Source organism: Cellulosimicrobium sp. I38E, from assembly GCF_001647255.1.
In the GTDB taxonomy this organism is placed as follows: domain Bacteria; phylum Actinomycetota; class Actinomycetes; order Actinomycetales; family Cellulomonadaceae; genus Cellulosimicrobium; species Cellulosimicrobium cellulans_E.
Map to the genome: position 1 here is coordinate 46702 of NZ_LUAZ01000026.1, position 24190 is coordinate 70891.

21 protein-coding genes are annotated in these 24190 nt (G+C 73.9%); 16 read left to right on the forward strand and 5 right to left on the reverse strand.

Going from position 1 to position 24190, the window contains the following annotated elements; translation table 11 throughout:
* Positions 1-24: 24 nt before the first annotated feature.
* Positions 25-1110: a DNA integrity scanning diadenylate cyclase DisA gene (gene disA, locus A0J59_RS09460; RefSeq protein ID WP_047231529.1), complete on the reverse strand. Its 1086-nt coding sequence runs from the start codon at positions 1108-1110 to the stop codon at positions 25-27.
* Between the two features lie 119 nt (positions 1111-1229).
* A complete protein-coding gene (locus A0J59_RS09465) occupies positions 1230-1718 on the reverse strand; it encodes a MarR family winged helix-turn-helix transcriptional regulator (RefSeq protein ID WP_047231530.1) in 489 nt (162 codons plus the stop codon).
* A gap of 63 nt (positions 1719-1781) precedes the next feature.
* On the opposite strand from A0J59_RS09465, the gene A0J59_RS09470 reads away from it, so the two are divergent.
* Positions 1782-2624 carry an alpha/beta hydrolase gene (locus A0J59_RS09470; RefSeq protein WP_082918885.1) on the forward strand — a complete coding sequence of 281 codons (843 nt, stop codon included), beginning with the start codon at positions 1782-1784 and terminating at the stop codon, positions 2622-2624.
* Entirely contained in the window at positions 2621-3589 is a 969-nt protein-coding gene (locus tag A0J59_RS09475; RefSeq protein ID WP_082918886.1) for a heme A synthase, read from the forward strand. Before A0J59_RS09470 ends, A0J59_RS09475 begins: the two co-directional genes overlap by 4 nt.
* Positions 3590-3603: 14 nt before the next feature.
* Here A0J59_RS09475 and A0J59_RS09480 read toward each other — a convergent pair whose 3' ends face one another.
* Positions 3604-4356: a DeoR/GlpR family DNA-binding transcription regulator gene (locus tag A0J59_RS09480; RefSeq protein ID WP_064315938.1), complete on the reverse strand. Its 753-nt coding sequence runs from the start codon at positions 4354-4356 to the stop codon at positions 3604-3606.
* Positions 4357-4407: 51 nt separating this feature from the next.
* Between A0J59_RS09480 and A0J59_RS09485 the strand changes: the two genes are divergently transcribed.
* The gene (locus A0J59_RS09485) at positions 4408-4797 is read left to right on the forward strand and encodes a hypothetical protein (RefSeq protein WP_064315939.1); all 390 of its coding nucleotides are present in this window, start codon (positions 4408-4410) and stop codon (positions 4795-4797) included.
* Entirely contained in the window at positions 4794-5444 is a 651-nt protein-coding gene (locus tag A0J59_RS09490; protein ID WP_064315940.1) for an NUDIX domain-containing protein, read from the forward strand. The genes A0J59_RS09485 and A0J59_RS09490 overlap by 4 nt, the downstream gene beginning before the upstream one ends.
* Positions 5445-5476: 32 nt before the next feature.
* On the opposite strand, the gene A0J59_RS09495 is transcribed toward A0J59_RS09490, so the two are convergent.
* Positions 5477-6079, reverse strand: coding sequence for a TetR/AcrR family transcriptional regulator (locus A0J59_RS09495; protein ID WP_064315941.1), 603 nt, complete (start codon positions 6077-6079; stop codon positions 5477-5479).
* A 149-nt stretch (positions 6080-6228) separates the two neighbouring features.
* Here A0J59_RS09495 and A0J59_RS09500 point away from each other — a divergent pair, with 149 nt between their 5' ends.
* Positions 6229-6894, forward strand: coding sequence for a GNAT family N-acetyltransferase (locus tag A0J59_RS09500; protein ID WP_064315942.1), 666 nt, complete (start codon positions 6229-6231; stop codon positions 6892-6894).
* Between the two features lie 53 nt (positions 6895-6947).
* Here the strand turns inward: A0J59_RS09500 and A0J59_RS09505 are convergent, their stop codons facing one another.
* Positions 6948-8408 carry a DNA repair protein RadA gene (locus tag A0J59_RS09505; RefSeq protein ID WP_064315943.1) on the reverse strand — a complete coding sequence of 487 codons (1461 nt, stop codon included), beginning with the start codon at positions 8406-8408 and terminating at the stop codon, positions 6948-6950.
* Positions 8409-8484: 76 nt separating this feature from the next.
* Here A0J59_RS09505 and A0J59_RS09510 point away from each other — a divergent pair, with 76 nt between their 5' ends.
* The 11 genes from A0J59_RS09510 (at position 8485) to A0J59_RS09560 (ending at position 24148) form a co-directional block, all read left to right on the forward strand.
* Entirely contained in the window at positions 8485-9018 is a 534-nt protein-coding gene (locus tag A0J59_RS09510) for a potassium channel family protein (RefSeq protein WP_052877419.1), read from the forward strand.
* Between the two features lie 505 nt (positions 9019-9523).
* Positions 9524-12691, forward strand: coding sequence for a family 43 glycosylhydrolase (locus A0J59_RS09515; RefSeq protein WP_082918888.1), 3168 nt, complete (start codon positions 9524-9526; stop codon positions 12689-12691).
* 168 nt (positions 12692-12859) lie between these two features.
* Complete coding sequence (locus A0J59_RS09520) at positions 12860-13588, forward strand: hypothetical protein (RefSeq protein WP_053369560.1); 729 nt, start codon at positions 12860-12862, stop codon at positions 13586-13588.
* 148 nt (positions 13589-13736) lie between these two features.
* Positions 13737-14624 carry a pyrroline-5-carboxylate reductase gene (proC, locus tag A0J59_RS09525; protein WP_064315945.1) on the forward strand — a complete coding sequence of 296 codons (888 nt, stop codon included), beginning with the start codon at positions 13737-13739 and terminating at the stop codon, positions 14622-14624.
* A gap of 35 nt (positions 14625-14659) precedes the next feature.
* The gene (locus A0J59_RS09530; RefSeq protein WP_064315958.1) at positions 14660-15712 is read left to right on the forward strand and encodes a LacI family DNA-binding transcriptional regulator; all 1053 of its coding nucleotides are present in this window, start codon (positions 14660-14662) and stop codon (positions 15710-15712) included.
* Between the two features lie 119 nt (positions 15713-15831).
* Positions 15832-17505: a xylulokinase gene (locus tag A0J59_RS09535; RefSeq protein ID WP_064315946.1), complete on the forward strand. Its 1674-nt coding sequence runs from the start codon at positions 15832-15834 to the stop codon at positions 17503-17505.
* The gene (locus A0J59_RS09540) at positions 17502-18269 is read left to right on the forward strand and encodes an L-ribulose-5-phosphate 4-epimerase (protein ID WP_064315947.1); all 768 of its coding nucleotides are present in this window, start codon (positions 17502-17504) and stop codon (positions 18267-18269) included. Before A0J59_RS09535 ends, A0J59_RS09540 begins: the two co-directional genes overlap by 4 nt.
* Positions 18270-18424: 155 nt before the next feature.
* Positions 18425-19933: an L-arabinose isomerase gene (gene araA, locus A0J59_RS09545; protein ID WP_064315948.1), complete on the forward strand. Its 1509-nt coding sequence runs from the start codon at positions 18425-18427 to the stop codon at positions 19931-19933.
* 382 nt (positions 19934-20315) lie between these two features.
* Positions 20316-21332, forward strand: a complete 1017-nt coding sequence (locus A0J59_RS09550; RefSeq protein ID WP_047231688.1) for an ABC transporter substrate-binding protein — start codon at positions 20316-20318, stop codon at positions 21330-21332.
* Positions 21333-21554: 222 nt separating this feature from the next.
* Positions 21555-23093: a sugar ABC transporter ATP-binding protein gene (locus A0J59_RS09555; protein ID WP_064315949.1), complete on the forward strand. Its 1539-nt coding sequence runs from the start codon at positions 21555-21557 to the stop codon at positions 23091-23093.
* Positions 23090-24148, forward strand: a complete 1059-nt coding sequence (locus A0J59_RS09560) for an ABC transporter permease (protein WP_047231544.1) — start codon at positions 23090-23092, stop codon at positions 24146-24148. The genes A0J59_RS09555 and A0J59_RS09560 overlap by 4 nt, the downstream gene beginning before the upstream one ends.
* Positions 24149-24190 lie beyond the last annotated feature (42 nt).

The following is a 24190-nucleotide window of genomic DNA, read 5'->3' on the forward strand; positions in this document are numbered from 1 at the left end:
TCGTCGGTCGGACGGTCAGGTGGGTCAGACGTAGCGCTCGAGGATGCTCGACTCCGCGAGCCGCGACAGGCCCTCGCGCACCGCACGGGCGCGCTGCTCGCCGACGCCGTCGACGGTCATGAGGTCGTCGATGCTCGCCGCGAGGAGCTTCTGCAGGCCGCCGAAGTGCGCGACGAGGCGGTCGATGATCGTGGCGGGCAGGCGAGGGACCTTCGACAGGAGGCGGTACCCGTGCGGCGCGACGGCGGCGTCGAGCGCGTCGCCGCCGCCCGGCAGGTCGAGCACGCGGCCGATCTGGCCGAGGTCGAGAAGCTGGGTCGAGTCCAGGCCGCCGAGGGCCTTCTGGACCTCGGCGAGCGAGCGGTCCTTGCGACCCAGGTCCACGTAGTCGCGGATGACGAACTCGCGGTCGGAGCCGATCCCGCCGATGAGCTCGTCGAGCTGGAGCGCGAGGAGCCGCCCGTCGGTGCCGAGCTCGATGACGTAACCGGCGATCTCCTCCGAGATGCGGGCGACCATCTCGAGGCGCTGCACGACGGCGCACACGTCCCGGACCGTGACGAGGTCCTCGATCTCGAGCGCGGACAGCGTGCCGGACACCTCGTCGAGCCGGGCGCGGTAGCGCTCGAGCGTCGCGAGCGCCTGGTTGGCGCGCGACAGGATGGTGTCGGAGTCCTCGAGGACGTGGCGCTGGCCGCCGACGTACAGGGCGACGATCCGCATGGACTGGCTCACCGAGATGACCGGGAAACCGCTCTGCTTGGCGACGCGCTCCGCGGTGCGGTGCCGCGTCCCGGACTCGGTCGTCTCGATGGTCGGGTCCGGCAGGAGCTGCACGGCTGCGCGCAGGATGCGGTTCGCGTCGCGGTCGAGCACGACGGCGCCGTCCATCTTCGACAGCTCGCGCAGGCGCGTCGCGGAGAAGCCGACGTCGAGGACGAACCCGCCCGAGCACATCTCCTCGACGACCTTGTCCAGGCCCAGCACGATGAGCGCGCCGGTCCGGCCGCGGAGGATGCGCTCGAGACCGTCACGGAGCTCGGTGCCCGGTGCCACGGCGGCGAGGGTCTCCCGGAGCAGCTCGTCGGGGTGCGCAGGGGAGTTGGCCACGGAGGAATCCTACGCTGCGAGCCCTTTTCCACCCCCGGGAACCCGCGGCAGCGGGCCACAAATCCGGTCACGATCCGGTCTCGACGCGCCGGGCGGCGCTCGCCCGCGCCGCCCGGCGGTCACCGGTGGGGGCGGGGAGACTCCGGGGCCCCGTCCGGCGTGGCCGCGAAGGAGCGGTAGGCGGAGGTCACCGCGCGCAGGTACGCGGCGATCACCTGCTGCTGCGCGGGCGAGAAGCCGTCGGCGGCGGAGTCCAGGGAACGTCGGAGCGGGTCGAGCTCGGCACGGACGCGCGACCGGGCGGCGGCGGTGGGCTCGAGGCGGTACCGGCGCCGGTCCGTCTCGTCCCGGACGCGCTCGACGTGCCCGGCGCGCGCGAGCCGGTCCACGACCTCGGTGGCCGACGAGCGCGTGACGGCGAGCCGCGCGCCGAGCTCCCCGGGGCCCAGCGGCTGGTCCGCCAGCGCGACGTGCTCGAGGGCGGCGGCGTCCGTGGCGCTCATCCGCAGCCGGTGCGCCAGGGCGGAGGTGGCCTCGCCGATCGCGTCCTGGAGGTCCCGGAGCAGGTGGACCGACAGCGCCGGTCGGGCGTCGGGGTGCTGGCTCATCGGATCAGCCTACAAGCGAGATGCTACGGTAGCCGTACCATCTACCCTCCCAGGAGCTGCCCCATGCCCTTCCTGCTCGCGCCCCCGGCGCAGCACGCTCCCGACGACGGCGCCGCTCCGCCGGACGGTTCTCCCGCCACGCCGTCGGCACCCCGTCGGTCCCGGGTCCGCCGCGTGCTCGTGACGGTCGCGCTCGTGCTGGTCGGCCTGCTCGTCGTCGCGGTCGGCGCCTTCCTCGTGTGGGCCGACGACACTTTCCCCGCGGAGCCGGCGGGTCTCACCGCCGTGCAGGAGGACCCGCGCGTCCGCCTGGACGACCGCGGCGACGCCGTCGTCCTGCGCCCCGCGGGGGAGAGCGACGGCAGCGGTCTCGTGTTCCTCGCCGGGGCCAAGGTCGAGCCGCAGGCGTACGTGGCGACGTTCCAGGAGGTCGCCGCGCAGGGCACGACGGTCGTCCTCGTCGAACCGTTCCTCCACCTCGCGCTGCTGGAGCGCCGGCCGTTCGAGGCGTTCACGGCGCTCGCCCCCGAGGTCGACGCCTGGGCCGTGGGCGGACACAGCATGGGCGGCGTCCGGGCGTGCACGTACGCCGAGTGGGACGAGGTGCGCGCCCTCGTCCTGCTCGCGTCGTACTGCTCGCTCGGCGACCTCTCCGGCCGCTCCGACCTGGCCGCCCTCACCGTGACGGGCACGCGGGACGGGCTCGTCGACGAGGAGTCGATCACCTCCTCGATGGCGCTCATGCCGCCCGGCGCCGAGCGCGTGCGCATCGACGGCGCGACGCACGCCCAGTTCGGCGACTACGGGGCGCAGCCGGGCGACGGGACGCCCACGATCTCGGACGACGAGGCGCGGGAGCGCATCACCGAGGCGCTCGTGCCGTTCCTGGGCGCGGTGGGCCGATGAGCGCGGACCAGCGGGTGGCCGACCGGGCGGACGTCGGAGAGCCCGTGCTGCGGCGATGGTGGCGACGGCTGCCCGACCGGCTGGACCGGAGGGTCGTCGTGGCGGCGTGGGTCTCCTTCGCCGTCCAGGTGCTCCTCGTCGCGACCGGCGGGGCCGTCCGGCTGACGTCGTCGGGCCTGGGCTGCCCGACGTGGCCCCTGTGCACGTCCGACTCGCTCGTGAGCACCCCGGAGATGGGCGTCCACGGGCTCATCGAGTTCGGCAACCGCACGCTGGCCGGGGTCGTCGGCGTCGCTGCGGTGGTCGTGCTGCTCCTGGTCGTCCGGGTACGTCACGAGCGCCGGGACCTCGCGCTGCTCGCGGGCACGGTCGTGCTGGGCGTCGTGGCGCAGGCGCTCGTGGGCGGGGTGACCGTGCTCACCGGGCTCAACCCGTTCGTCGTCGGCTTCCACTACGTCGCCTCGGTCGCCCTCGCGTGCGTGTGCGCGGCGTTCCTCGTCCGCCTCCGGGTCGTCCCCGCGGACGACGGGACCGACCGCGCGCCCGCGGCGTTCCGGGTGGCGACCGCCGTCCTCGTGACGACGGCGGTCGTGACCATCCTCCTCGGCGTCCTCACCACGGGCGCGGGGCCGCACTCGGGCGACCAGCAGGCGGGCCGCAACGGGTTCGACGCGACGCTCCTCCAGCACGTGCACGCCTGGCCGAGCTACGCGCTCGTGGCCCTCACGGTCGCGCTCACCGTCGTGGCGTGGGCGCGCCGCCTGCCGGTCCGGGTCTGGCTCCTCGCGCTCCTCGCGCTGGAGGGCGTCCAGGTGCTGCTGGGCCTCTACCAGGCGCGCCACGGGCTGCCCGTCGTGGCGGTCGGTGCCCACATGGTGCTCGCCGTGCTGCTCGCGGCCGCGACGACGGTCGTCGCGCTGTGCGTCGCGGGATACGGCCCGGGTCCACGGCGTGCACGTTCCTGAACGTTCTGACGTCGTCAGGCGGGGAGCACGCGGACCCGCTCGCGAAGTGCGCGCACGACGTCCGACGCGAGGTCGGCGTCCGTGACGACGCCGGCGACGTCGTCGAACCCGACGACGCGGAACGGCGACGCCGCCCCGACCTTCTCCGACGAGCCCAGCACGTACGTCTCGGCCGCGCGCGCGGCGAGCGCCCGCTTCGTCGCGGCCTCGTCCGGGTCGCCCGTGGTGAGGCCGGCGTCGGGGTGGATGCCGGTGACGCCGAGCAGGAACAGGTCGGCCGACACGTGCTGCGCGGCTTCGACCGTCGCCGCCCCGCTGGTCACCGCCGAGTGCTTGAAGAGCCTGCCGCCGAGGACGATCACGTCGGCGACCGGGTGCTCGGCGAGCGCCGTCGCGACCGTCGGGCTGTGCGTCACCACCGTGCAGCGCAGGTCCGGCGGGAGCGCCGCCGCGACGGCGAGGGCCGTCGTCCCGCCGTCGAGGATGACGGTGCTCCCGGGGTCGATCAGGCGGACCGCGGCCGCCGCCACCCGCTCCTTGCCCGCGACGGAGACCTGCCGGCGTCCCGCGTAGTCCGCGACGGCCGGCGAGACCGGCAGCGCCCCGCCGTACACGCGCTGGCAGAGCCCCTCGGCGGCCAGCTCGCGCAGGTCCCGGCGGATGCTGTCCTCCGAGAGCCCGAGCTCCGCCGCCGCGGTCTTCGCGACGATCTTGCCGTCACGGCGGAGGGTCGCGAGCAGCAGGTCTCGTCTCTCGGCGGCCAGCATGCTTCTCCTCGTTTGTTCTTGATGATGCACGTTCATGCCTATTCTAGAGGCATGAACCGACCCCTGCTCGTCCTGATCGCCGGCCCCTACCGATCCGGGACCGACGGCGACCACGCCGCCATGGAGGCCAACCTGCGCCGTCTCGAGGAGGCGGCCTGGCCCGTCTTCGCCGCGGGGCACGTCCCCATGATCGGCGAGTGGGTCGCGCTCCCGGTCCTGCGCTCGGCGGGTGCCACGGTGGACGACGACCTGGCTGCCGACGTGCTCTACCCGACCGCGCAGCGTCTCCTGGAGCACTGCGACGCGGTCCTGCGCCTGCCCGGCGAGTCGGCGGGGGCCGACCAGGACGTCGCGATCGCCACGGCCCGCGGCCTCCCCGTCTACCACGGCGTCTCCGAGCTGCCCCGTCGCGTCGAGACCTCTCCGGCGAGCGCGCGGTGAGCGGGGTCCCCGGCGTCGACGTCCCCGACCACCGCGGCCGCACGGGTCTCGACCGGGCCGGTCGCGCGCTGCGACGCAACCCGGACGTCGTCGTCCGCGACGTCGAGCTCACGTCGCAGGGGTGGCACGTGCTGCGCCGGACGACCTTCGACCTCCGGCGCCGCGACGGGCGCTGGCAGACGCTCGAGCGCGAGACGTACGACCGTGGGGACGGCGCGACGATCCTGCTCCACGACGCCGCGCGGTCGACCGTCCTGCTCACGCGGCAGTTCCGGTTCCCGGCGTACGTCAACGACCACGAGGACGGCATGCTCCTCGAGACGGCCGCCGGCCTGCTGGACGACGACGACCCCGAGACCGCGATCCGGCGCGAGGTCGCCGAGGAGCTCGGCGTGACCGTCGGGCCGGTCGCGCGCGTCTTCACCGCCTACATGAGCCCGGGCTCCGTCACCGAGAAGGTGCACTTCTTCGCGGCGCCGTACACCCCGCGCGACCGCACAGGGACAGGCGGAGGAGTGGCGGCCGAGGGGGAGGACATCGAGGTCGTCGAGCTCCCGCTCGACGACGCGCTGGCCATGATCGGCGACGGCCGCATCGTCGACGGCAAGACCATCATGCTGCTGCAGTGGTGGGCTCTCGGCCGTTGACGCGCCCGCTCGGTGAGGGCGTGCAGTCGGGGCTACGGCGGGGGCGCCACGTCGAGGAGGCTGCGGAGCGCGTCGGCGCGGTGGGTCAGTCGGAGGAGCTGCTCCTCCACCCGGCGCGCGGTGCTCGCCGGTGCGGCTCCCACGCCGGACGCCATCTCGGCGCCCGTCACGGCGAGCAGGACGAGTCGCATCACGTCGGGGTCGAACCCGTCGGCGGTGAGGCGCTCCTGCCAGTCCTCGGCGTTCGCGCGGATCACGTCGGCCACCGCGGGGACGACGCTCAGCTGCGCCTCGACCCCCCAGTAGCCGGTGGTCGGCTCGTCGGTGCCGAGCGCCGCGAACGACGCGCGGAGGTAGGCGCGCATGATGCGGCCGGGGGCCAGGTCCGCCGGCTCGGTGTGCGCCTCGACCTCGCGGGCGAAGCGCTCGTAAGCGTCGCGTGCGAGCGCGACGAACAGGTCGTCCTTGGTGGGGAAGTGGTGGAGCAGCCCGCTCTTGGACACCCCGGCCGTGCGGGCGATCGTGTCGACGCTGACCCCCAGGCCGTGCGTCGCCAGGGCCGTGGCCGCGGCGTCGAGCAGGAGCCGCCGCGTGCGCACGGGGTCGCGCCGGGCGCGCTGTCCACCACCGGTCATGGCCCCATCCTCCCATCGTGCTCGGTTCGACATTAGGCACTGGGGAACACAACCGTCCCATTGGTCGTTACTACAGTCCATATGGTCGGTACGTCGCCCACCCTTCGGCGACGGCGCCGACGACGAACCGCGCCGGACCGAGGAGTGTCATGACCACGATCACGTACCGCCCCTACGCCCCGCGCGACGCGCACGACGTCAAGGCGATCATCGACGAGGCGTGGGCGATCCATCGCTACGTGCCGGCCCCGCATCTGCTCGACGGCGCGCTCGAGGTCTACCTGCGCGAGCGCCTCCTCGCGAGCACCTACGCGCGCGTCGCCGTCCTCGACGGACGCGTCGTCGGCGTCCTCATGGGCGGGGTCTCGGGCCGGGCGCCCCTGCCCGGGGTGCTGGGCAACCGGCTGCGCACCGCGGGCCACGTGCTCCGGCTGGTCGTCCTCGGCCTGCCCGAGTGGAGGTCGCTGCGGCAGTACCTCGCTTTCGACGGCGTCTACCGGTCCCTGCGCCGGCGCACCACCGCGCCGCTCACCGACGAGCTGACCCTCTTCGCCGTCGGCGCGGCCGCGCGCGGGCTCGGTGCCGGCAAGGCGCTCTACCGCGAGTTCCTCGCGCACCTCCGGCAGCACGGCAGGACGGACTTCCACCTCTACACCGACTCGCTGTGCTCGTACGGGTTCTACGAGAAGCACGGCATGACCCGCGCCGCGGGGCAGGAGATGACGGTGTACCTGGACCGCGAGCCGGCGACGCTCGGCGTCTACCTCTATGCCGGAAGTGTCGACCGGGCCGCGGCGGCCACCTCGGGCGGCTGACCGCCGCGCACCGGGCCGGGCGAAACGGTCAGGTCGGGGGCGCGGCGGAGCGGTCAGGTCCGCGCGAGCTCGACGGCCTCGCCGAGGTGGCGCGCGGGGAGGATCGTCATGCCCTCCACCGGGCGCGGGAACGACCCGCGCGGCACGACGGCGCGCGTGAAGCCGAGGCGCGCGGCCTCGGCGAGGCGGCGGTCCAGGCCGGTGACGGGGCGGATGTCGCCCGCGAGGCCGACCTCGCCGAACGCCACCGTGCCCTGGGGCAGCGCCTCGTCCTCGCGCGCGGAGAGGACCGCGAGCGCGATCGAGAGGTCGGCGGCGGGCTCGGTGACCTTGGCGCCACCGACGGTCGACGCGTAGACGTCCTGGTCGACGAGCCGGACGCCCGCGTGGCGGTGCATGACCGCGAGGATCATCGCGAGGCGGCTCGAGTCCACGCCGCTCGTGGTGCGGCGCGGGTTGGTCAGCGAGCTCGGCACGACGAGCGACTGGATCTCGAGGGCGAGCGGGCGCCTGCCCTCGAGCGTGACCGTGACGCACGTGCCGGGGGACCCGGCGCCGGTGTGCGAGAGGAACAGCCCGCTCGGGTCGGCGAGGCCGACGATGCCGTTCTCCGTGAGGTCGAAGCAGCCGACCTCGTCCGTCGGGCCATAGCGGTTCTTCACGGCGCGCACGAGCCGCAGGCGCGAGTGGCGCTCTCCCTCGAACTGGCACACCACGTCGACCAGGTGCTCGAGCGTGCGCGGCCCGGCGACCGAGCCGTCCTTGGTGACGTGCCCCACGAGGATGACGGGCAGGTCGCGCGCCTTCGCCGCCGCGATGAGCGACGCCGCGACCTCGCGCACCTGGCTCACGCCGCCGGGCGCACCCTCGACCTGGGCGGACGCGATGGTCTGCACGGAGTCCACGACGAGCAGGTCCGGTTCCGTCGCCTCGATGTGGCCGAGCACGGTCGCGAGGTCCGTCTCGGACGCCAGGAGCAGGCCGGGCGCGAGGGCGCCGACGCGCTCGGCCCGCAGCCTCACCTGCCCCGCCGACTCCTCGCCCGTGATGTAGAGGACGCGCCGCGGCGTCGGGGCCGGGCGGCCGGTCGTGGCCGCGCGGTCGCCGACCGGGCGCACCGTCGGCAGGTCCGTCCCGCCGGACGCGACATTGCTCGCGACCGCGAGGAGCAGGGTCGACTTGCCGACCCCCGGCTCCCCGGCGAGCAGGACCACGGCGCCCGGCACGATGCCGCCTCCGAGCACGCGGTCGAACTCCGAGACGCCCGTCGGGGTCGCACGAGCCGCGTCGACGCTGATCTCCCCGATGGGGCGCGCGGGCGAGCGCGTCGGCGTGACCGCGGTCGTGCGCGGACCCGAGGCCGCGGGGGCGTCCTCGGTCACCGTGCCCCACTCCTGGCACTCGCCGCAGCGTCCCACCCACTTGGCCGTGGTCCAGCCGCACTCGGAGCAGCGGTAGGCGGGGCGGGCTCGCTTGGCGGCCGCGGAGCGGGCAGCGGTGGTCGACGACGTCACGCGCCCAACCTAGCCACGACCGCCGACACGGGCACGACGCCGCGACGAGAACGCCTCTGCGCGGGATGCTGGGCGCATGCGCAGGCTCCCGCACGACAGCCCGTGGTGGACGCTCATCCTGACGGTCGCGTCCACGACGGCGTGCCTCACGGTCTACTACGGCGTCCCGCTGCCGACCGACGAGGCCCCGGAGGTCGTCCAGCTCGTGGCGTTCGTCGTCGGGCTGGCGCTGCTGTGCGCGCTCCTCGTGGTCCAGGTGCGCCGCCAGCTCCGCGCCTGGGGGACGCCGAGCGTCCGGGTCCAGTCGGTCATGGGCCTGCTCCTCCCGGTCGTCACGTTCTTCGCCCTCGCCTACTACCTCATGGCCGACCAGTTCGTCGGCATCGAGAACCGCACCGACGCGCTGTACTTCGCCGTGGTGACGCTCGGGACCGTCGGGTACGGCGACGTCCACCCGGTCGGCGAGGGGGCGAAGATCGTGGCGATGGTCCAGATCGTGCTCGACCTGGTCGTGGTCGGCGTGCTCGTGTCCATCGCGACGTCGCGCGCCCGCGCGCGTGCGGAGCGGCACCGCGAGCACGGGCCGCAGACCGAAAACCGGGTCGGCTGACTTTCTTCGACTGAACACCGGTCGCGACGCGGCCATGGCCGGCTCGCGCCCGCCATCCTGCGGATCCCGGCTCTCGAGGGGCAACAGGAGGTTCCACCCGCCACGCCCCTCGCGGGAGTGTCGACCGAAAAGCATTGCGAAGTAGTTTCCGCGTGTGGCATGGTCGGCGCCGGACGACCGACTCGACGACGAGAGGTGCACGCCCGTGACGACGCGAGCGCGACGACGGCCCGCACGCCGCACCGCCGAGGTGCACGGCGCCGTCGGCCCGCCCGTCACGACCGCCACCCCGCGTGCGACGACGGTGCCGCGACGACGGCGGTGACGCGTCCGATCCCCGCTCGCGGGGGCGTCACCGTCGGCCGGCCGCGCACCCGGCACGTCCTGCCCGCCGGCACGGGCTCCACGACCGTGCGCCCCGGGGGCCGAGGGAACTCCCGGGGCGCACGACCTCCACGCAGGACCCGCAGGCCGCGCCGCGGCCCGACCGTCAGGAGACCAGGCCATGACCGACAGACCGACCGCCCGACCGTCGCACGGCAGGGATCGTCCGAGACGAGCGCTCGCGAGCGTGCTCGCCGCCGGGCTCGCGCTCACGGGGCTCGCGGCGACCGCGACCCCGGCCGCCGCCGCGGACCCGTACACCTTCACGAGCACCCAGAACCCGATCCTCGGCGACGGGAGCTACTACTCGGCCGACCCCGCACCGCTCGTCGTCCCGGCAGGCGCACCCGGCAACGCCACGGACGAGGACGCGCTGTACGTCTACACGGGCCACGACGAGGCCGGTCCGACGCGCAACGACTTCGTCATGAACGAGTGGGGCGCGTTCGTGACGAGCGACGTGGACGCGGGGGAGTGGACGCACCACCCGTCGCTCATGCGGCCCGAGGACGTGTTCGACTGGGCGACGCCGGGCCGCGCGTACGCGGGGCAGGTCGTCGCGGGCGTCGACGGGCGCTACTACTGGTACGTCCCCGTGCACGAGGCGAACAGCCCCGCGAGCGACGCGTTCGGCATCGGCGTCGCCGTGTCCGACTCCCCGATCGGCCCGTGGACCGATCACGTCGGCGCGCCGATCATCTCCCAGCGGGTCCCCACCCCGAACACGATCCACAACATCGACCCGACGGTCCTCGTGGACGGCGAGGGCGACGACGCCCGCGTCTACGTCTGGTGGGGCAGCTTCTCGAACCTGCGCATGCTCGAGCTCGCACAGGACATGAAGACCCCGGTCGGCCAGGTCCGCACGGTCACCGGGCTCACCGGCTTCTTCGAGGCGGCGTGGGCGTTCGAGCGGGACGGGACCTACTACCTGGCGTACGCGGGCAACAACGCGGGACCGACGTCCGCGTGCACCCCCGCCAACTACCACGCGTGCATCGCGTACGGCACGGCGTCGTCGCCCGAGGGGCCGTGGACCTACCGCGGCACGGTCCTCGCCCCGGTGTCGTCGACGACGAGCCACCCCGGCATCCTCGAGTTCGACGGCGAGTGGTGGATCGCGTACCACACGGCCGACGCCGAGGGCGGCAACCACTTCCGGCGCTCGGTCGCGATCGACCGCGTCGAGTGGGACGACACGCAGTCGCCGCCGCGCATGAAGCAGGTCGTCACGACGCCCGCCCCGGTCAGGGACACGACCCCGCGCGCGAACGTCGCGCAGGAGGCGACGGTCACGGTGTCGAACGAGCCCGTCCCCACGCAGTACTGGAAGAAGGCTCTCAACGACGAGATCGTGCGGCCCAACCCGCTGCCCCCGGACATGTGGGGCACCTGGACGGGGAACAACCCGCCCCAGCAGTGGGTCCAGTACACGTGGGACCGGCCGATGCGGCTCGCCGGCTCGCAGATCGAGTTCTGGAACGACCAGCCGCAGGGCACGGGCGTCGGCGTCGCCGCCCCCGCGTCGTGGCGCATCCAGTACTGGGACGCCTCCGACGGCGGCGCGTGGGTCGACGTGCCGAACCCCAGCGGCTACGGCACCGGCACGAGCGGCTTCCAGGACACGACGTTCGACCCGGTCACGACGACGCAGGTGCGCGCCGTCCTGGACGCCTCGACGAACGGCAGCACGTACTCGGCCGTGGCCGTCGAGGAGTGGAAGGTCCTCGCCGAGCAGCCCGCCGCCGTCGACCCGCCCGGCGTGACGGTCGAGGTGGGCGAGACCGCCCTGCCGGGGACGGTCCCGGTGACGTTCGCGGGCGGCGAGACGCTGCACGTCCCCGCCTTCTGGGACGAGGTCACCGCCGCCGACGTGGCCGCCCCCGGCACCTTCTCCGTCGAGGGGTCCGTGCTCGGTTACGCGGGCGGTCGCGTGAGCACGGAGGTCACCGTGATCCCGGCCGAGGCGGCGGAGGGCGACGTGACCGCGCCGACCGTGACGCTCACGCCGCTCGGCAGCGCGGGCAGCGACGGCTGGTTCCGCTCCGACGTCCGGGTCCGGGTCGACGGAGCCGACGACTCGGGCGGGCGCGTGGTCCTCACCACGCGTGTGGGCGACGGCGCCCCGGCCAGCACGGAGCCGACGCGGACCACGGAGGTCACCGTGACGGGCGACGGCGAGCACCGCGTCCTCGCGACGGCCGCAGACCGTGCGGGGAACGTCTCGGACGAGGTGGCGCTCGACGTCCAGATCGACCGGGTGGCGCCCGTCAGCACGGGCGTGCTCGACGAGGCCGCGCGCACGGTGACGGTCACCGCGACCGACGCGACGTCGGGCGTCGCCCGCGTCGAGTACGCGATCGGCACGGGCGGCTGGCAGACCTATGCCGGCCCGGTGGCCGCCCCGGACGCGAGCCAGCACCGGGTGTCGTTCCGGGCGGTCGACGTCGCGGGCAACGCGGAGACGCCGAAGCTCGTGACCGTCCCCGCGGACGTCTCGGGACCCCTCACGGGCAACGTCGCACCGATCGCCACGGCGACCGCCTCGTACACCGCGGGGTGGAACAGCGTCGGCGCGCTCCACGACGACGCCGACCCGGCGAACCCGAGCCAGGCCCAGATCTGGGGCACCTGGTCGGGTACCCGGCCCGCGACCCAGTGGGTGCGGTACGACTGGTCGCGACCGATCCGACTCACGGGCGCCGAGCTGAAGTTCTGGCGGGACTCGAACCCCGGCAGCGGCGACGGCGTCGTCCGTCCGGACTCCTGGGTCCTCGAGTACTGGGACGAGGCGGCGCAGGCGTGGGTCCCGGTGGCAAACCCCTCCGGGTACGGCACGAGCACGACCGCGTTCAACACCGTGACGTTCGACCCCGTCACCACGTCGCGCCTGCGAGCGACCTTCTCGGCGAACGGGAACGGGACGACCTACTCCGCGGTGGCGGTCACCGAGTGGCGGGCGTTCGCGGACGACCCGGGCACGGGCGGTCCGGAACCCGAGCTGCCCGTCACGGTCACCGCGCAGGCGCGCTGCCTCGCCGGGAAGGCCTACGTCGCCGTGGTCGCCACCCACGGTCACGACGCCCCGGTCGACCTGGTCCTCGAGACGCCGTACGGCTCGCGGTCGTTCCCGGCGGTCGCCCCGGGGAAGAGCGCCTACCAGTCGTTCGCGGTCCGCGCGGCGGCGGTCGAGGCGGGCACCGTCGTGGTGCGTGCCACGAGCACCGTCGACGGCGTCGAGGTCACGACGGAGACCGAGGCGGAGCACGCCGCGCTGGGCTGCGGGTGACGACCCCGACGCCCCTCGGGCGATGACGGGCGGGTGAACCGCCGACGCGTGCCCGACACCCCGCACGAGCGCGGGGGGTCGGGCACGCGCGCGTCCTACGCTTGGCCGCAGAGCCCGGGGCTGCGAGGACCGGGCCCGCGAGGACCGAGAGCAGCGGAGGTACGCGCGATGAGCCAGCCGCCCGGCGGGAGCCCGACGGGACGCGCCGCCACCCCGGCACGTCCCGCGACCGCCGCGGGGTCGTCGCCGCGCCGGCCCACCGACGCCGTGGGCGCGAGCGACCGACGTCACTCCCGGCCCGCGTCGGCGGCCGTCTACCGGCGGCGCCGGCTCGTGGTGCTCGTCGGGCTGCTGCTCGTCGTCGGCCTCGTGCTCGCGTTCCTGGCCTGGGGGTGGCCAGGCTTCGCGCGCGCGGACGCCGCGGCCGACCCCGAGCCGACGGTCACGGTCACCGCCGACCCGCCGACCCCGACCCTCGAGCCCGCGGCCCGGACCGGGACGACCGCGTTCGCGACGGCGCTCCCGGACACCGTGCTCGACCTCGTGCTGCGGAGCGACTCGGCGACGGACGCGTGGACCGCGGCCCGTGCCCTCGAGGCGTACCAGCTCGTGTACGCGGACGGCGACGGGGCCGACGCGACGACGGTCACGGTGGTCGCCGGGCAGTGGCCCACCGTCGCCGAGGCCGAGACCGCCGCGCAGGACCTCGTCACCGCGGCGGGCGAGCCGACGGACACCGGTGACGTCGAGGTCGCCGGAGAGGTCGCGGGCACGTACGCCGTGACGCCCGGGGCGGACGGTCAGGCGACCGTCACGTGGCGCAACGGCACCGCCGTCCTGCAGGCCACCGGGCCCGTCGACGTCGTCACCGACGTGTACGAGGCGTTCCCGCTCTGACCGTCCTCGGCACCTGCTCGGACCCCGCCCTCGACCGGCGCGCGCCGTCCCCGGAGCGTGCGTCGGCGTCCCTGGGACGCCGCGGCGGTCCCGAGCGTCCGCCGGGTGCGCAAGAATGCCTTCACCGACCACCGGGAGCTGATCGTCCATGACCGACCTGCCGACCCCGCCCGCGCCCGTCCCCGAGCGCCGGCTCGCCGTGCTCGGCACGGGCATCATGGGCGAGACCGTCCTCGCGGGCGCGCTCGCCGCGGGCTGGGACCCCGCCGACGTCGTCGCGACGGTCCGCCGGGCCGAGCGCGGCGAGGAGCTCGCGGCCCGCCACGGGGTCGCGACGACGCAGGACAACGTCGAGGCCGTGCGCGGCGCGGGCGTCGTGGTCGTCGCGGTGAAGCCCAAGGACGTCGCGGCGCTGCTCGCGGAGGTCCGCGACGCGGTGGGCGCGGGGACGGTCGTGGTGAGCGTCGTCGTCGGGCTCCCGACGTCCTTCTACGAGGACCGCCTCCCGGCCGGGACCGCCGTCGTGCGGGTCATGCCCAACACGCCGTCCGTCGTGGGTGCCGGGGTGAGCGCCGTGAGCGGCGGCGCCGCCGCGGACGACGGCGACGTCGCGCTCGTCGAGCGTCTGCTGTCCGCGACGGGGCTCGTCGTGCGCGTCGCGGAGAAGGACCAGGACGCGGTCGGGGCGCTCTCGGGCTCCGGCCCGGCGTACGTCTTCTACGTGATCGACGCGCTCGCCGAGGCGGGCGTCCTGCTGGGTCTCACGCGCGCGACGGCGCTCGAGCTCGCCACCGCCACCGTGCACGGCGCGGCGACGATGCTGCGCGAGACCGGGGAGCACCCGGCGATCGCGCGCGAGAAGGTCTCCTCGCCCGGCGGCACGACGGTCGCCGCGCTGCGGCGGCTCGACGCGGGCGGCGTGCGCGCCGCGTTCCTCGACGCTCTCGAGGCCGCGCGCGACCGCTCGGCCGAGCTCGCCGCGGCGCTCGCGGACGCACCCACGCCGCGCCCGGAGGCCGGGAGGGACGAGCGGTGAGCGACGGCCCGTCCCCCCGCACGCGCCCGCCCGCGATGTCGGACGTCGCGCGCCTCGCCGGGGTGTCGCACCAGACGGTCTCGCGCGTGCTCAACGACCACCCGAGCGTGCGGCCCGAGACGCGGGACCGCGTCCTCGACGCGATCGCGACGCTCGGCTACCGGCGCAACAGCGCGGCGCGCGCGCTCGTCACGATGCGCTCGGGGACGATCGGCGTCGTCACGACGGGCTCCGCGCTCTACGGGCCGACGTCGACCCTCATCGCGGTCGAGGAGGCGGCCCGCGAGCAGGGGTACTTCGTGAGCGTCGCGACGATCCGGCGCTACGACGCCGACACGATGCACCGGGTGCTCGAGCACTTCATGGACCAGGGCGTCGAGGGCATCGTCGTCATCGCGCCGCAGACCGACGTCGCGGCGGCGGTCGACTCGTTCCGGGCGCCGGTGCCGGTCATCATGATCGCGGCGCGCGACCATCCGGGTGAGGGCGAGCCAGCGGAGGTCGTCCGCCCGGGCGCCGGGGCGCTCGGCGCGCCGGGCGCCATCCTCTCGATCGCCGTCGACCAGCGGCTCGGTGCACGGCTCGCGACCGAGCACCTGCTCGGCCTCGGGCACGCCACGGTGCTGCACCTGTCCGGCCCGCTCGACTGGTTCGACGCGCGCGAGCGCGAGACGGGCTGGCGGGCCGCGCTCGAGGAGCACGGGGCGCCCGTGCCCGAGCCCGTGCGCGGCGACTGGTCGTCGGACCGCGGCTACGCCGTCGGGAAGGAGCTCGCGGACGCGGTGCGTGCGGGCGACGGGCCGACCGCCGTCTTCGCCGGCAACGACCAGCTCGCGCTCGGCCTGCTCCGGGCGTTCTGGGAGCGGGGGGTGCGCGTGCCGTCCGACGTCTCGGTCGTCGGGTTCGACGACGTGGCCGGCGCGGGGCACTTCATCCCCCCGCTGACGACCGTGCGCCAGCCCTTCGGCTCGCTCGGGCGCCGGTGCATGGGCATGATGATCGACGCCCTGTCCGGGGCGACCGTCCGACCCGTCTCCATCCCGCCCGAGCTCATGGTCCGCGAGAGCACGGCGGGGCCGCGCGACTGACGCCGCGCTCGGCTCACGAGGGCCTGTGCCGGGGGAGTTGGCCCCGCCGGTTGTGAGCGCTAACATTCGAGAAGGTACTCAACGACCGAGGCGCGACGCCGCGACGAGGAGAAGCAGCAATGGTGCAGCAGGACGAGGTCGGTCGCCGTCGGGCGGCCGTCGTGGCGGGGGAGACCGCGCTCGGGATCGAGCTCGGGTCGACGCGGATCAAGGCGTGCCTCGTGGACGCCGAGGGCACGCCGCTCGCGAGCGGGAGCCACGCGTGGGAGAACCGGTTCGAGGACGGTGTGTGGACGTACTCGCTCGAGGCCGTCGAGGCCGGTCTGCGCGACTGCTACGCGCGCCTCGTCGACGACGTCGAGGAGCGGTACGGGGTGCGCCCCAGGACCTACGGCGCGCTCGGCGTCTCCGCGATGATGCACGGCTACCTCGCGTTCGACGCCGACGGCGAGCTGCTCGTCCCGTTCCGCACGTGGCGCAACACGTCGACCGGCCCGGCCGCCGCGGAGCTCACCGAGCTGCTCGGGTACAACGTCCCGCTGCGTTGGTCGGTCGCCCACTGGTACCAGGCGATCCTCGACGCCGAGCCGCACGCGCCGCAGGTCGCGTCCCTCACGACTCTCGCCGGGTACGTCCACCGGCGGCTCACGGGCCGGCACGCGCTCGGGGTGGGGGACGCGTCGGGCATGTTCCCGGTCGACCCGGCGACGCGCGACTACGACCACGCGCTCCTCGCGCTCGTCGACGAGCGCGTCGCGACGCACCGGGACGGGCCCAAGCTCGCCGAGCTCCTGCCGGACGTGCTCGTCGCCGGCGAGGACGCGGGCCGGCTCACGGCCGAGGGCGCCGCCTGGCTCGACCCGTCGGGCACGCTGACCCCCGGCGTCCTGCTCTGCCCGCCCGAGGGTGACGCCGGCACGGGCATGGTCGCGACGAACGCGGTCGCGCCGCGGACCGGCAACGTCAGCGCGGGCACGAGCATCTTCGCGATGGTCGTCCTGGAGGGTCCGCTCCGCAGCGTGCACCACGAGCTCGACCTCGTGACGACCCCCGCGGGCGACCTCGTCGCGATGGTCCACTGCAACAACGGCGCGAGCGAGCTCGACGCGTGGGCGAGCCTGCTCGGCGAGCTCGCCGCGGCCGTCGGCAGCGACGCGAGCCCGGACGACGTGTTCGGCGCGCTCTTCCGGGCCGCGCTGGACGGCGACGCCGACGGCGGCGGCCTGCTCGCCTACAACTACCTCGCCGGCGAGCCGATCACGGGCCTGGACGAGGGCCGGCCGCTCGTCGTGCGCACGCCCGGCAGCCGGCTCACGCTCGCCAACTTCGCCCGGACGCAGGTGTACGGCGCGTTCGGGACCCTCGCGCTCGGCATGCGCGTCCTCGCGGACGAGGGGGTCCGGCTCGACGGGATGCTCGCGCACGGCGGCATGTTCCGCACCGCGGGCGTCGCCCAGCGCCTGCTCGCCGCGGCGATCGACGCGCCGGTGAGCGTCGGGCACACGGCGGGCGAGGGCGGCGCGTGGGGGATCGCGGTCCTGGCCGGCTTCGCGCGCGACCGGGCGTCGTCGGGCACCGCGTCGGCGGCGACGGTCGGCGTCGCCGCCCAGGACCTCGGCGCGTACCTCCGCGAGCACGTGTTCGCGACGGCGGAGACCGAGACCGTCGCTCCCGACCCCGCCGACGTCGCCGGCTTCGCCGCGTACCTCGAGCGCTACGCGGCAGGGCTCGCCGTCGAACGCGCCGCCGTGGCGGCCCTGCCCACCCGCACCGAAGGAGAGGACCCCGCATGAGCACGCCCACCCCGGCCGCGGACGTGGTCGCCGCGCCCGCCGCCGTGACCCAGGTGCCCGCGCACCTGCGCGACGCCGTCGACGCCGCCAAGGAGCGCGTCGCCGCGCTGCACGCCGAGCTCCCGCGGTGGGAGCTCGTCGTCTGGACCGCGGGCAACGTCTCCGAGCGCGTGCGCGACACGACGCGCCCCGACGGCTCGGGCGACCTGCTCGTCATCAAGCCGTCGGGCGTCTCGTACGACGACATCACCCCCGAGGCGATGGTGGTGTGCGACCTCGACGCGACGCTCGTCGAGGGCGACCGGTCGCCGTCGTCCGACACGGCGGCGCACGCCTACGTCTACCGGCACATGCCCGAGGTGGGCGGTGTCGTGCACACGCACTCCACGTACGCGACGGCCTGGGCTGCACGGGCCGAGCCCGTGCCGTGCGTGCTGACGATGATGGCCGACGAGTTCGGCGGCGACATCCCGGTCGGGCCGTTCGCGCTCATCGGCGACGACTCGATCGGGCGCGGCATCGTCGAGACGCTGCGGGACTCGCGGAGCCCCGCGGTCCTCATGCGCAACCACGGGCCGTTCACGATCGGCACGGACGCGCGCGCGGCCGTCAAGGCGGCCGTCATGTGCGAGGAGGTCGCGCGGACGGTGCACGTCAGCCGCCAGCTCGGCGAGCCCACGCGCATCCCGCAGGACGACGTCGACTCGCTCTACGCGCGGTACCAGCACGTCTACGGGCAGCAGCCCGCGCCCGACCCGCGCTGACCACGGGCCGGTGCCGCCTCCGCGGCGGTCTCGGCACGCCGCGCACCGGGCGCGCGGAGCACGTCGGCAGCCCGACAGCAACGACACGGCACGACCACCCGGGACGGGACCGCAGCGGTGCGGCTCCCGCCCCACGACACGAGAGATGGACCGACATGAGCAAGCCCTACGCGGACCGCGAGATCTGGTTCCTCACCGGGAGCCAGGACCTGTACGGGGAGGAGACGCTGCGACAGGTCGCCGAGCAGTCCCAGGAGGTCGCGCGCGTCCTCGACGCGTCCCCCGACGTCCCGGCGAACGTCGTCTGGAAGCCCGTCCTCAAGGACGCCGGCTCGATCCGGCGCGCGATGCTCGACGCCAACGCGGACGACCGCGTGCTGGGCGTCGTGACGTGGATGCACACCTTCAGCCCCGCGAAGATGTGGATCGGGGGACTCGACCAGCTCCGCAAGCCGCTGCTGCACCTGCACACGCAGGCGAACGTCGAGCTGCCGTGGGACACGATCGACTTCGACTTCATGAACCTCAACCAGGCCGCGCACGGCGACCGCGAGTACGCGTACGTCGCGACCCGGCTCGGGGTGGCGCGCACCACGGTCGTCGGGCACGTGTCGAACCCGGCGGTCACCGCGCGCGTGGGCGCCTGGGTGCGCGGCGCCGCGGGCTGGGCGGCGACGCACGAGCTGCGCCTGGCCCGGTTCGGCGACAACATGCGCAACGTCGCGGTGACCGAGGGCGACAAGACGGAGGCCGAGCTCCGGTTCGGTGTGAGCGTGAACACGTGGGGCGTCAACGACCTCGTGCGCGCGGTCGACGAGGTCTCCGAGGCCGACGTCGACGCGCTCGTCGCGGAGTACGAGGACCTGTACGACGTGGTCCCCGAGCTGCGCAAGGACGGCGACCGCCACGCCTCGCTGCGGTACGCCGCGCGTCAGGAGATCGCGCTCGAGACCTTCCTCGAGTCGGTGGGCGCCAAGGCGTTCACGACGAACTTCGAGGACCTGGGCGACCTGCGCCAGCTCCCGGGCATCGCCGTCCAGCGCCTCATGTCCAAGGGCTACGGGTTCGGCGCCGAGGGCGACTGGAAGACGGCCGTCCTCGTGCGCGCCGCGAAGGTCATGGGCCAGGGTCTGCCGGGCGGCGCGTCGCTCATGGAGGACTACACCTACGACCTCACGCCCGGTAGCGAGAAGATCCTCGGCGCCCACATGCTCGAGATCTGCCCCTCGCTCACGACGTCGAAGCCCCGGGTCGAGATCCACCCGCTCGGCATCGGTGGCAAGGAGGACCCCGTCCGCATGGTGTTCGACGCCGACCCGGGCGTAGGCGTCGTCGTCTCCCTGGCGGACATGCGCGACCGGTTCCGCCTCACGGCCAACGTGGTCGACGTCGTCGCGCCCTCGGCACCGCTGCCGCACCTCCCGGTGGCGCGCGCGGTGTGGGAGCCGCGCCCCGACTTCGCGACGTCCGCCGAGGCGTGGCTCACCGCGGGCGGGGCGCACCACACGGTGCTCTCCACCGCGGCCGGCATCGACGCGTTCGAGGTGTTCGCGGACATCGCGCGCACCGAGCTGCTGGTGATCGACGAGAGCACGACGCGCCGGGGCTTCCGCGACCAGGTGCGGTGGAACCAGGTGTTCTACCGCGTCGCGCAGGGCCTCTGACGCGCCGGGGGGAGCCGTCGGCGCAGGTCCGGGCGTGGCCTCGCGGCCGTGACCGAACCGTGACGGGTGACGGCTTCCCCTCCGCGCGTGTGAGCGCTAACATCGTCTCTCGGGAGGGTGTGAGCGATCACATCCGCAGGTCTGGCGCTCAGCGCCTCGACAGGCTCCGCGCGGTCGGCACGTCGCAGTGCCGGACGGTGGCCACAACGGTTACCGAACGGTTATGCGGAATGCCGGGTCGGGGCTTGCGGGAGGGGCACTGACACCGCTAGACATTGACACAAGCAAACATGTATCAACAAGAGTCAACAGCCCGATGGTGGGCTGGCACGACCCGACGACCCTCGGCACGGCGCCGAGGTCGCATCTCAAGGAGGAGAGCATGTTCAGCACGACCAAGGCGCGCACGCGTCTGACGGGTGTCCTCGCCGGCGTGGCGGTCCTCGCGCTCGCGGCGTGCAGCAGCGGGGGCGGCAGCACGGACGACAGCAGCAACGACGCCGGCGGCGACGGCGGCAGCGGCGACACGATCGTCGTCGGCTTCTCGCAGGTCGGCGCCGAGTCCGGCTGGCGCGCGGCGAACACCAAGTCCATCCAGGACACGCTCACGGCCGAGAACGGCTTCGACCTCAAGTTCTCCGACGCGCAGCAGAAGCAGGAGAACCAGATCCAGGCGATCCGCTCCTACATCGCGCAGGGCGTGGACGTCATCGCGTTCTCCCCGGTCGTCGAGTCCGGCTGGGACGCGGTGCTCGAGGAGGCCAAGCAGGCCGGCATCCCCGTGATCCTCACCGACCGCGCGGTCGACTCCGAGGACGACACCCTCTACGAGTCGTTCATCGGCTCCGACTTCGTCCTCGAGGGCGAGATGGCCGGCGACTGGGTCTCCGAGAACCTCGCGACCGAGCCCATCAACGTCGTCGAGCTCCAGGGCACCACGGGCGCCGCGCCCGCGATCGACCGTAAGACGGGCTTCGAGAACGCCACGGCGGACAACCCCAACGTGACGATCATCGACTCGCAGACCGGCAACTTCACGCGCGCCGAGGGCAAGACGGTCATGGAGGGCTTCCTCCAGGCGCACGACGACATCGACCTCGTCTACGCGCACAACGACGACATGGGTCTCGGCGCCATCGAGGCCATCGAGGCCGCAGGTCTCGTCCCGGGCGAGGACATCAAGATCGTGACCGTGGACGCGGTCAAGGACGGCATGCAGGCGCTGGCCGACGGCAAGATCAACTTCATCGTCGAGTGCAACCCGCTCCTCGGCCCGGACCTGGCGGAGATCATCAAGAAGGTCGTCGCGGGCGAGGAGGTCGAGAAGCGCATCGTCGTGGAGGACCAGTCCTTCACGCAGGAGCAGGCCATCGAGGCGCTCCCGACGCGCGAGTACTGACCGGGACCGAGCGGCCGTCCCGGAGCCATCCGGGGCGGCCGCCCGCCCGGCGGGGCCGGTCGACGCCGACCGGTCCGCCACCACGGACGGGTCGCGCGCCGGGAGAGCACGTCTCCCCGGCGCGCGGCCGACGCACCACCGCCGGCATGCCGACGTCGCCGGCGTCCTGAGGCGCCCCGGGGCCCGGCAGCCCCGCCGCCACCGCTGCACGGAAGGTCACCCATGACTACCGCCGTCCCCGACGGTCGACCCGTCGTCGAGATGACCGGGATCTCGATCGAGTTCCCGGGCGTCAAGGCGCTCGACGGAGTCGACCTCACGCTCCGGCCCGGAGAGGTCCACGCCCTCATGGGCGAGAACGGCGCCGGCAAGTCGACGCTCATCAAGGCGCTCACCGGCGTCTACTCGATCGACTCCGGTCGCATCGCCGTCGACGGCGCCGAGCACACGTTCTCCGGCCCGGGCGAGGCCCAGGCCGCGGGCGTCTCGCCGGTGTACCAGGAGGTCAACCTCTGCGAGAACCTCTCGGTCGCCGAGAACATCATGCTGGGTCACGAGCCGCGCCGGCTCGGAGCGATCGACTGGCGCAGGACCCGCCGCCGCGCGGGCGAGATGCTCGCCCGCCTCAACCTCGACATCGACCCGGCGTCGTCGCTCGCCTCCCACTCGCTCGCCGTGCAGCAGCTCGTCGCGATCTGCCGCGCGCTCGTCGTCGAGTGCAAGGTCCTCATCCTCGACGAGCCGACCTCGAGCCTGGACGCGGACGAGGTCGCCCAGCTCTTCGCCGTCGTGCGGCGGCTGCGCGACGAGGGCGTCGCGATCCTCTTCGTCTCGCACTTCCTCGAGCAGGTCTACGAGATCTCGGACCGCATGACGGTCCTGCGCAACGGGAAGCTCGTCGGCGAGTACGTGACCGCCGAGCTCCCGCGGCTCGAGCTCGTCTCCAAGATGATCGGCACCTCGCTCGAGGTGCTCGAGGAGCTCGAGGAGGCGCCCAAGCGCTCGGTGGCCGACCGCGAGGCGACGCCGTTCGTCCAGGCGCTCGGCGTCGGTCGCAAGGGCTCGGTGCAGCCGTTCGACCTCGACGTGTACCCGGGCGAGGTCGTGGGCCTCGCCGGTCTGCTCGGCTCGGGCCGTACGGAGCTCGCGCGCCTGCTCGCCGGCGCGGACCGTGCCGACTCCGGCCAGGTGCGCGTGGGCGGCGCGCTCGCGCGCCTGCGCACGCCGCGCAGCGCGATGCAGCGCAAGATCGCGTTCTCCTCGGAGCACCGCAAGGCCGAGGGCATCGTGGGCGACCTGACGATCCGCGAGAACATCGTCCTCGGGCTCCAGGCGGAGCGCGGCTGGGCGCGTCGCCTGCCGAAGAAGCAGGTCGACGAGATCGTCGAGACGTACATCAAGGCGCTCGCGATCCGCCCCGGCAACCCGGACGCGCTCATCAAGAACCTCTCGGGCGGCAACCAGCAGAAGGTGCTCCTCGCGCGCTGGCTCGCGACAGCACCCAAGCTGCTCATCCTGGACGAGCCGACGCGCGGCATCGACGTCGGTGCCAAGGCCGAGATCCAGAAGCTCGTGGCCCAGCTCGCGGGCGAGGGCATGTCGGTCGTGTTCATCTCGGCCGAGCTCGAGGAGGTGCTGCGGCTCAGCCACCGCATCGCCGTCATGCGCGACCGCGTCAAGGTCGCGGAGATCACCAACGACGAGGACGTCACGGTCGAGGACGTCGTCGAGCTCATCGCGAGCGGAGGGCAGGAGTCATGAGCACCACGGCACCCGCCTGGCAGCGCGCCGTCCAGCACCGGCTCTTCTGGCCGATCGTCGCGCTGGTCGTGCTGCTGGCGGTCAACACCATCAACCGGCCCAGCTTCCTGTCGATCCGGCTCCAGGACGGGCACCTGTTCGGCTCGCTCGTCAACCTGCTGAAGAACGGCGCGCCGCTGCTGCTCGTCGCGCTCGGCATGACGCTCGTCATCGCGACGCGAGGCATCGACCTGTCGGTCGGCGCGGTCGTCGCGATCTCCGGCGCCGTCGCGCTGAGCTTCATCGCGTCGTCGCCCTCGCCCGACAGCCTGACGACGGTCCTGGTCGCGGCGGGGATCGCGCTCGCGCTGTCCTTCGTCCTCGGGGTGTGGAACGGCTTCCTGGTCTCGGTCCTCGGGATCCAGCCGATCATCGCGACGCTCGTGCTCATGACCGCGGGCCGCGGTGTCGCGATGCTCATCACGGGCGGCCAGATCACGACGGTCAACAGCGCGCCGTTCAAGGCGATCGGCTCCGGCTTCTGGTTCGGGATCCCCGTGGCGGTCGTGCTCGCGGGCCTGGTGTTCGCCGCGGTCGCGCTGCTCACGCGCCGCACCGCGCTCGGCATGCTCATCGAGTCCGTCGGCATCAACCCGGAGGCGAGCCGCCTCGCGGGCGTCAAGTCCCGCAGCATCATCTGGACCGTCTACGCGGTGTGCGCGCTGTTCGCGGGCCTCGCGGGCCTCATGATCTCCTCGAGCACCATGGCGGCCGACGCGAACAACGCCGGCCTGTTCATCGAGCTCGACGCGATCCTCGCCGTCGTCATCGGCGGCACGTCGCTCGCGGGCGGCAAGTTCTCGCTCTCGGGCACCCTGGTCGGCGTCCTCATCATCCAGACGCTCACGCTCACGGTGACCATGCTCGGCATCTCGCCGTCCGTCACGCCCCTGTTCAAGGCGATCGTCGTCATCGCGGTCTGCCTGGCGCAGTCCCCGAAGGTGCGCGACCTGGTCGCCGCTCGACGACGTCGCGCGGCCCCGACGGCCGCCGCGGCCGCGGAGGTGAGCGCCTGATGTCCGCCGTGCAGACCCCCGCCCCGACCTCGCCCCCCGACC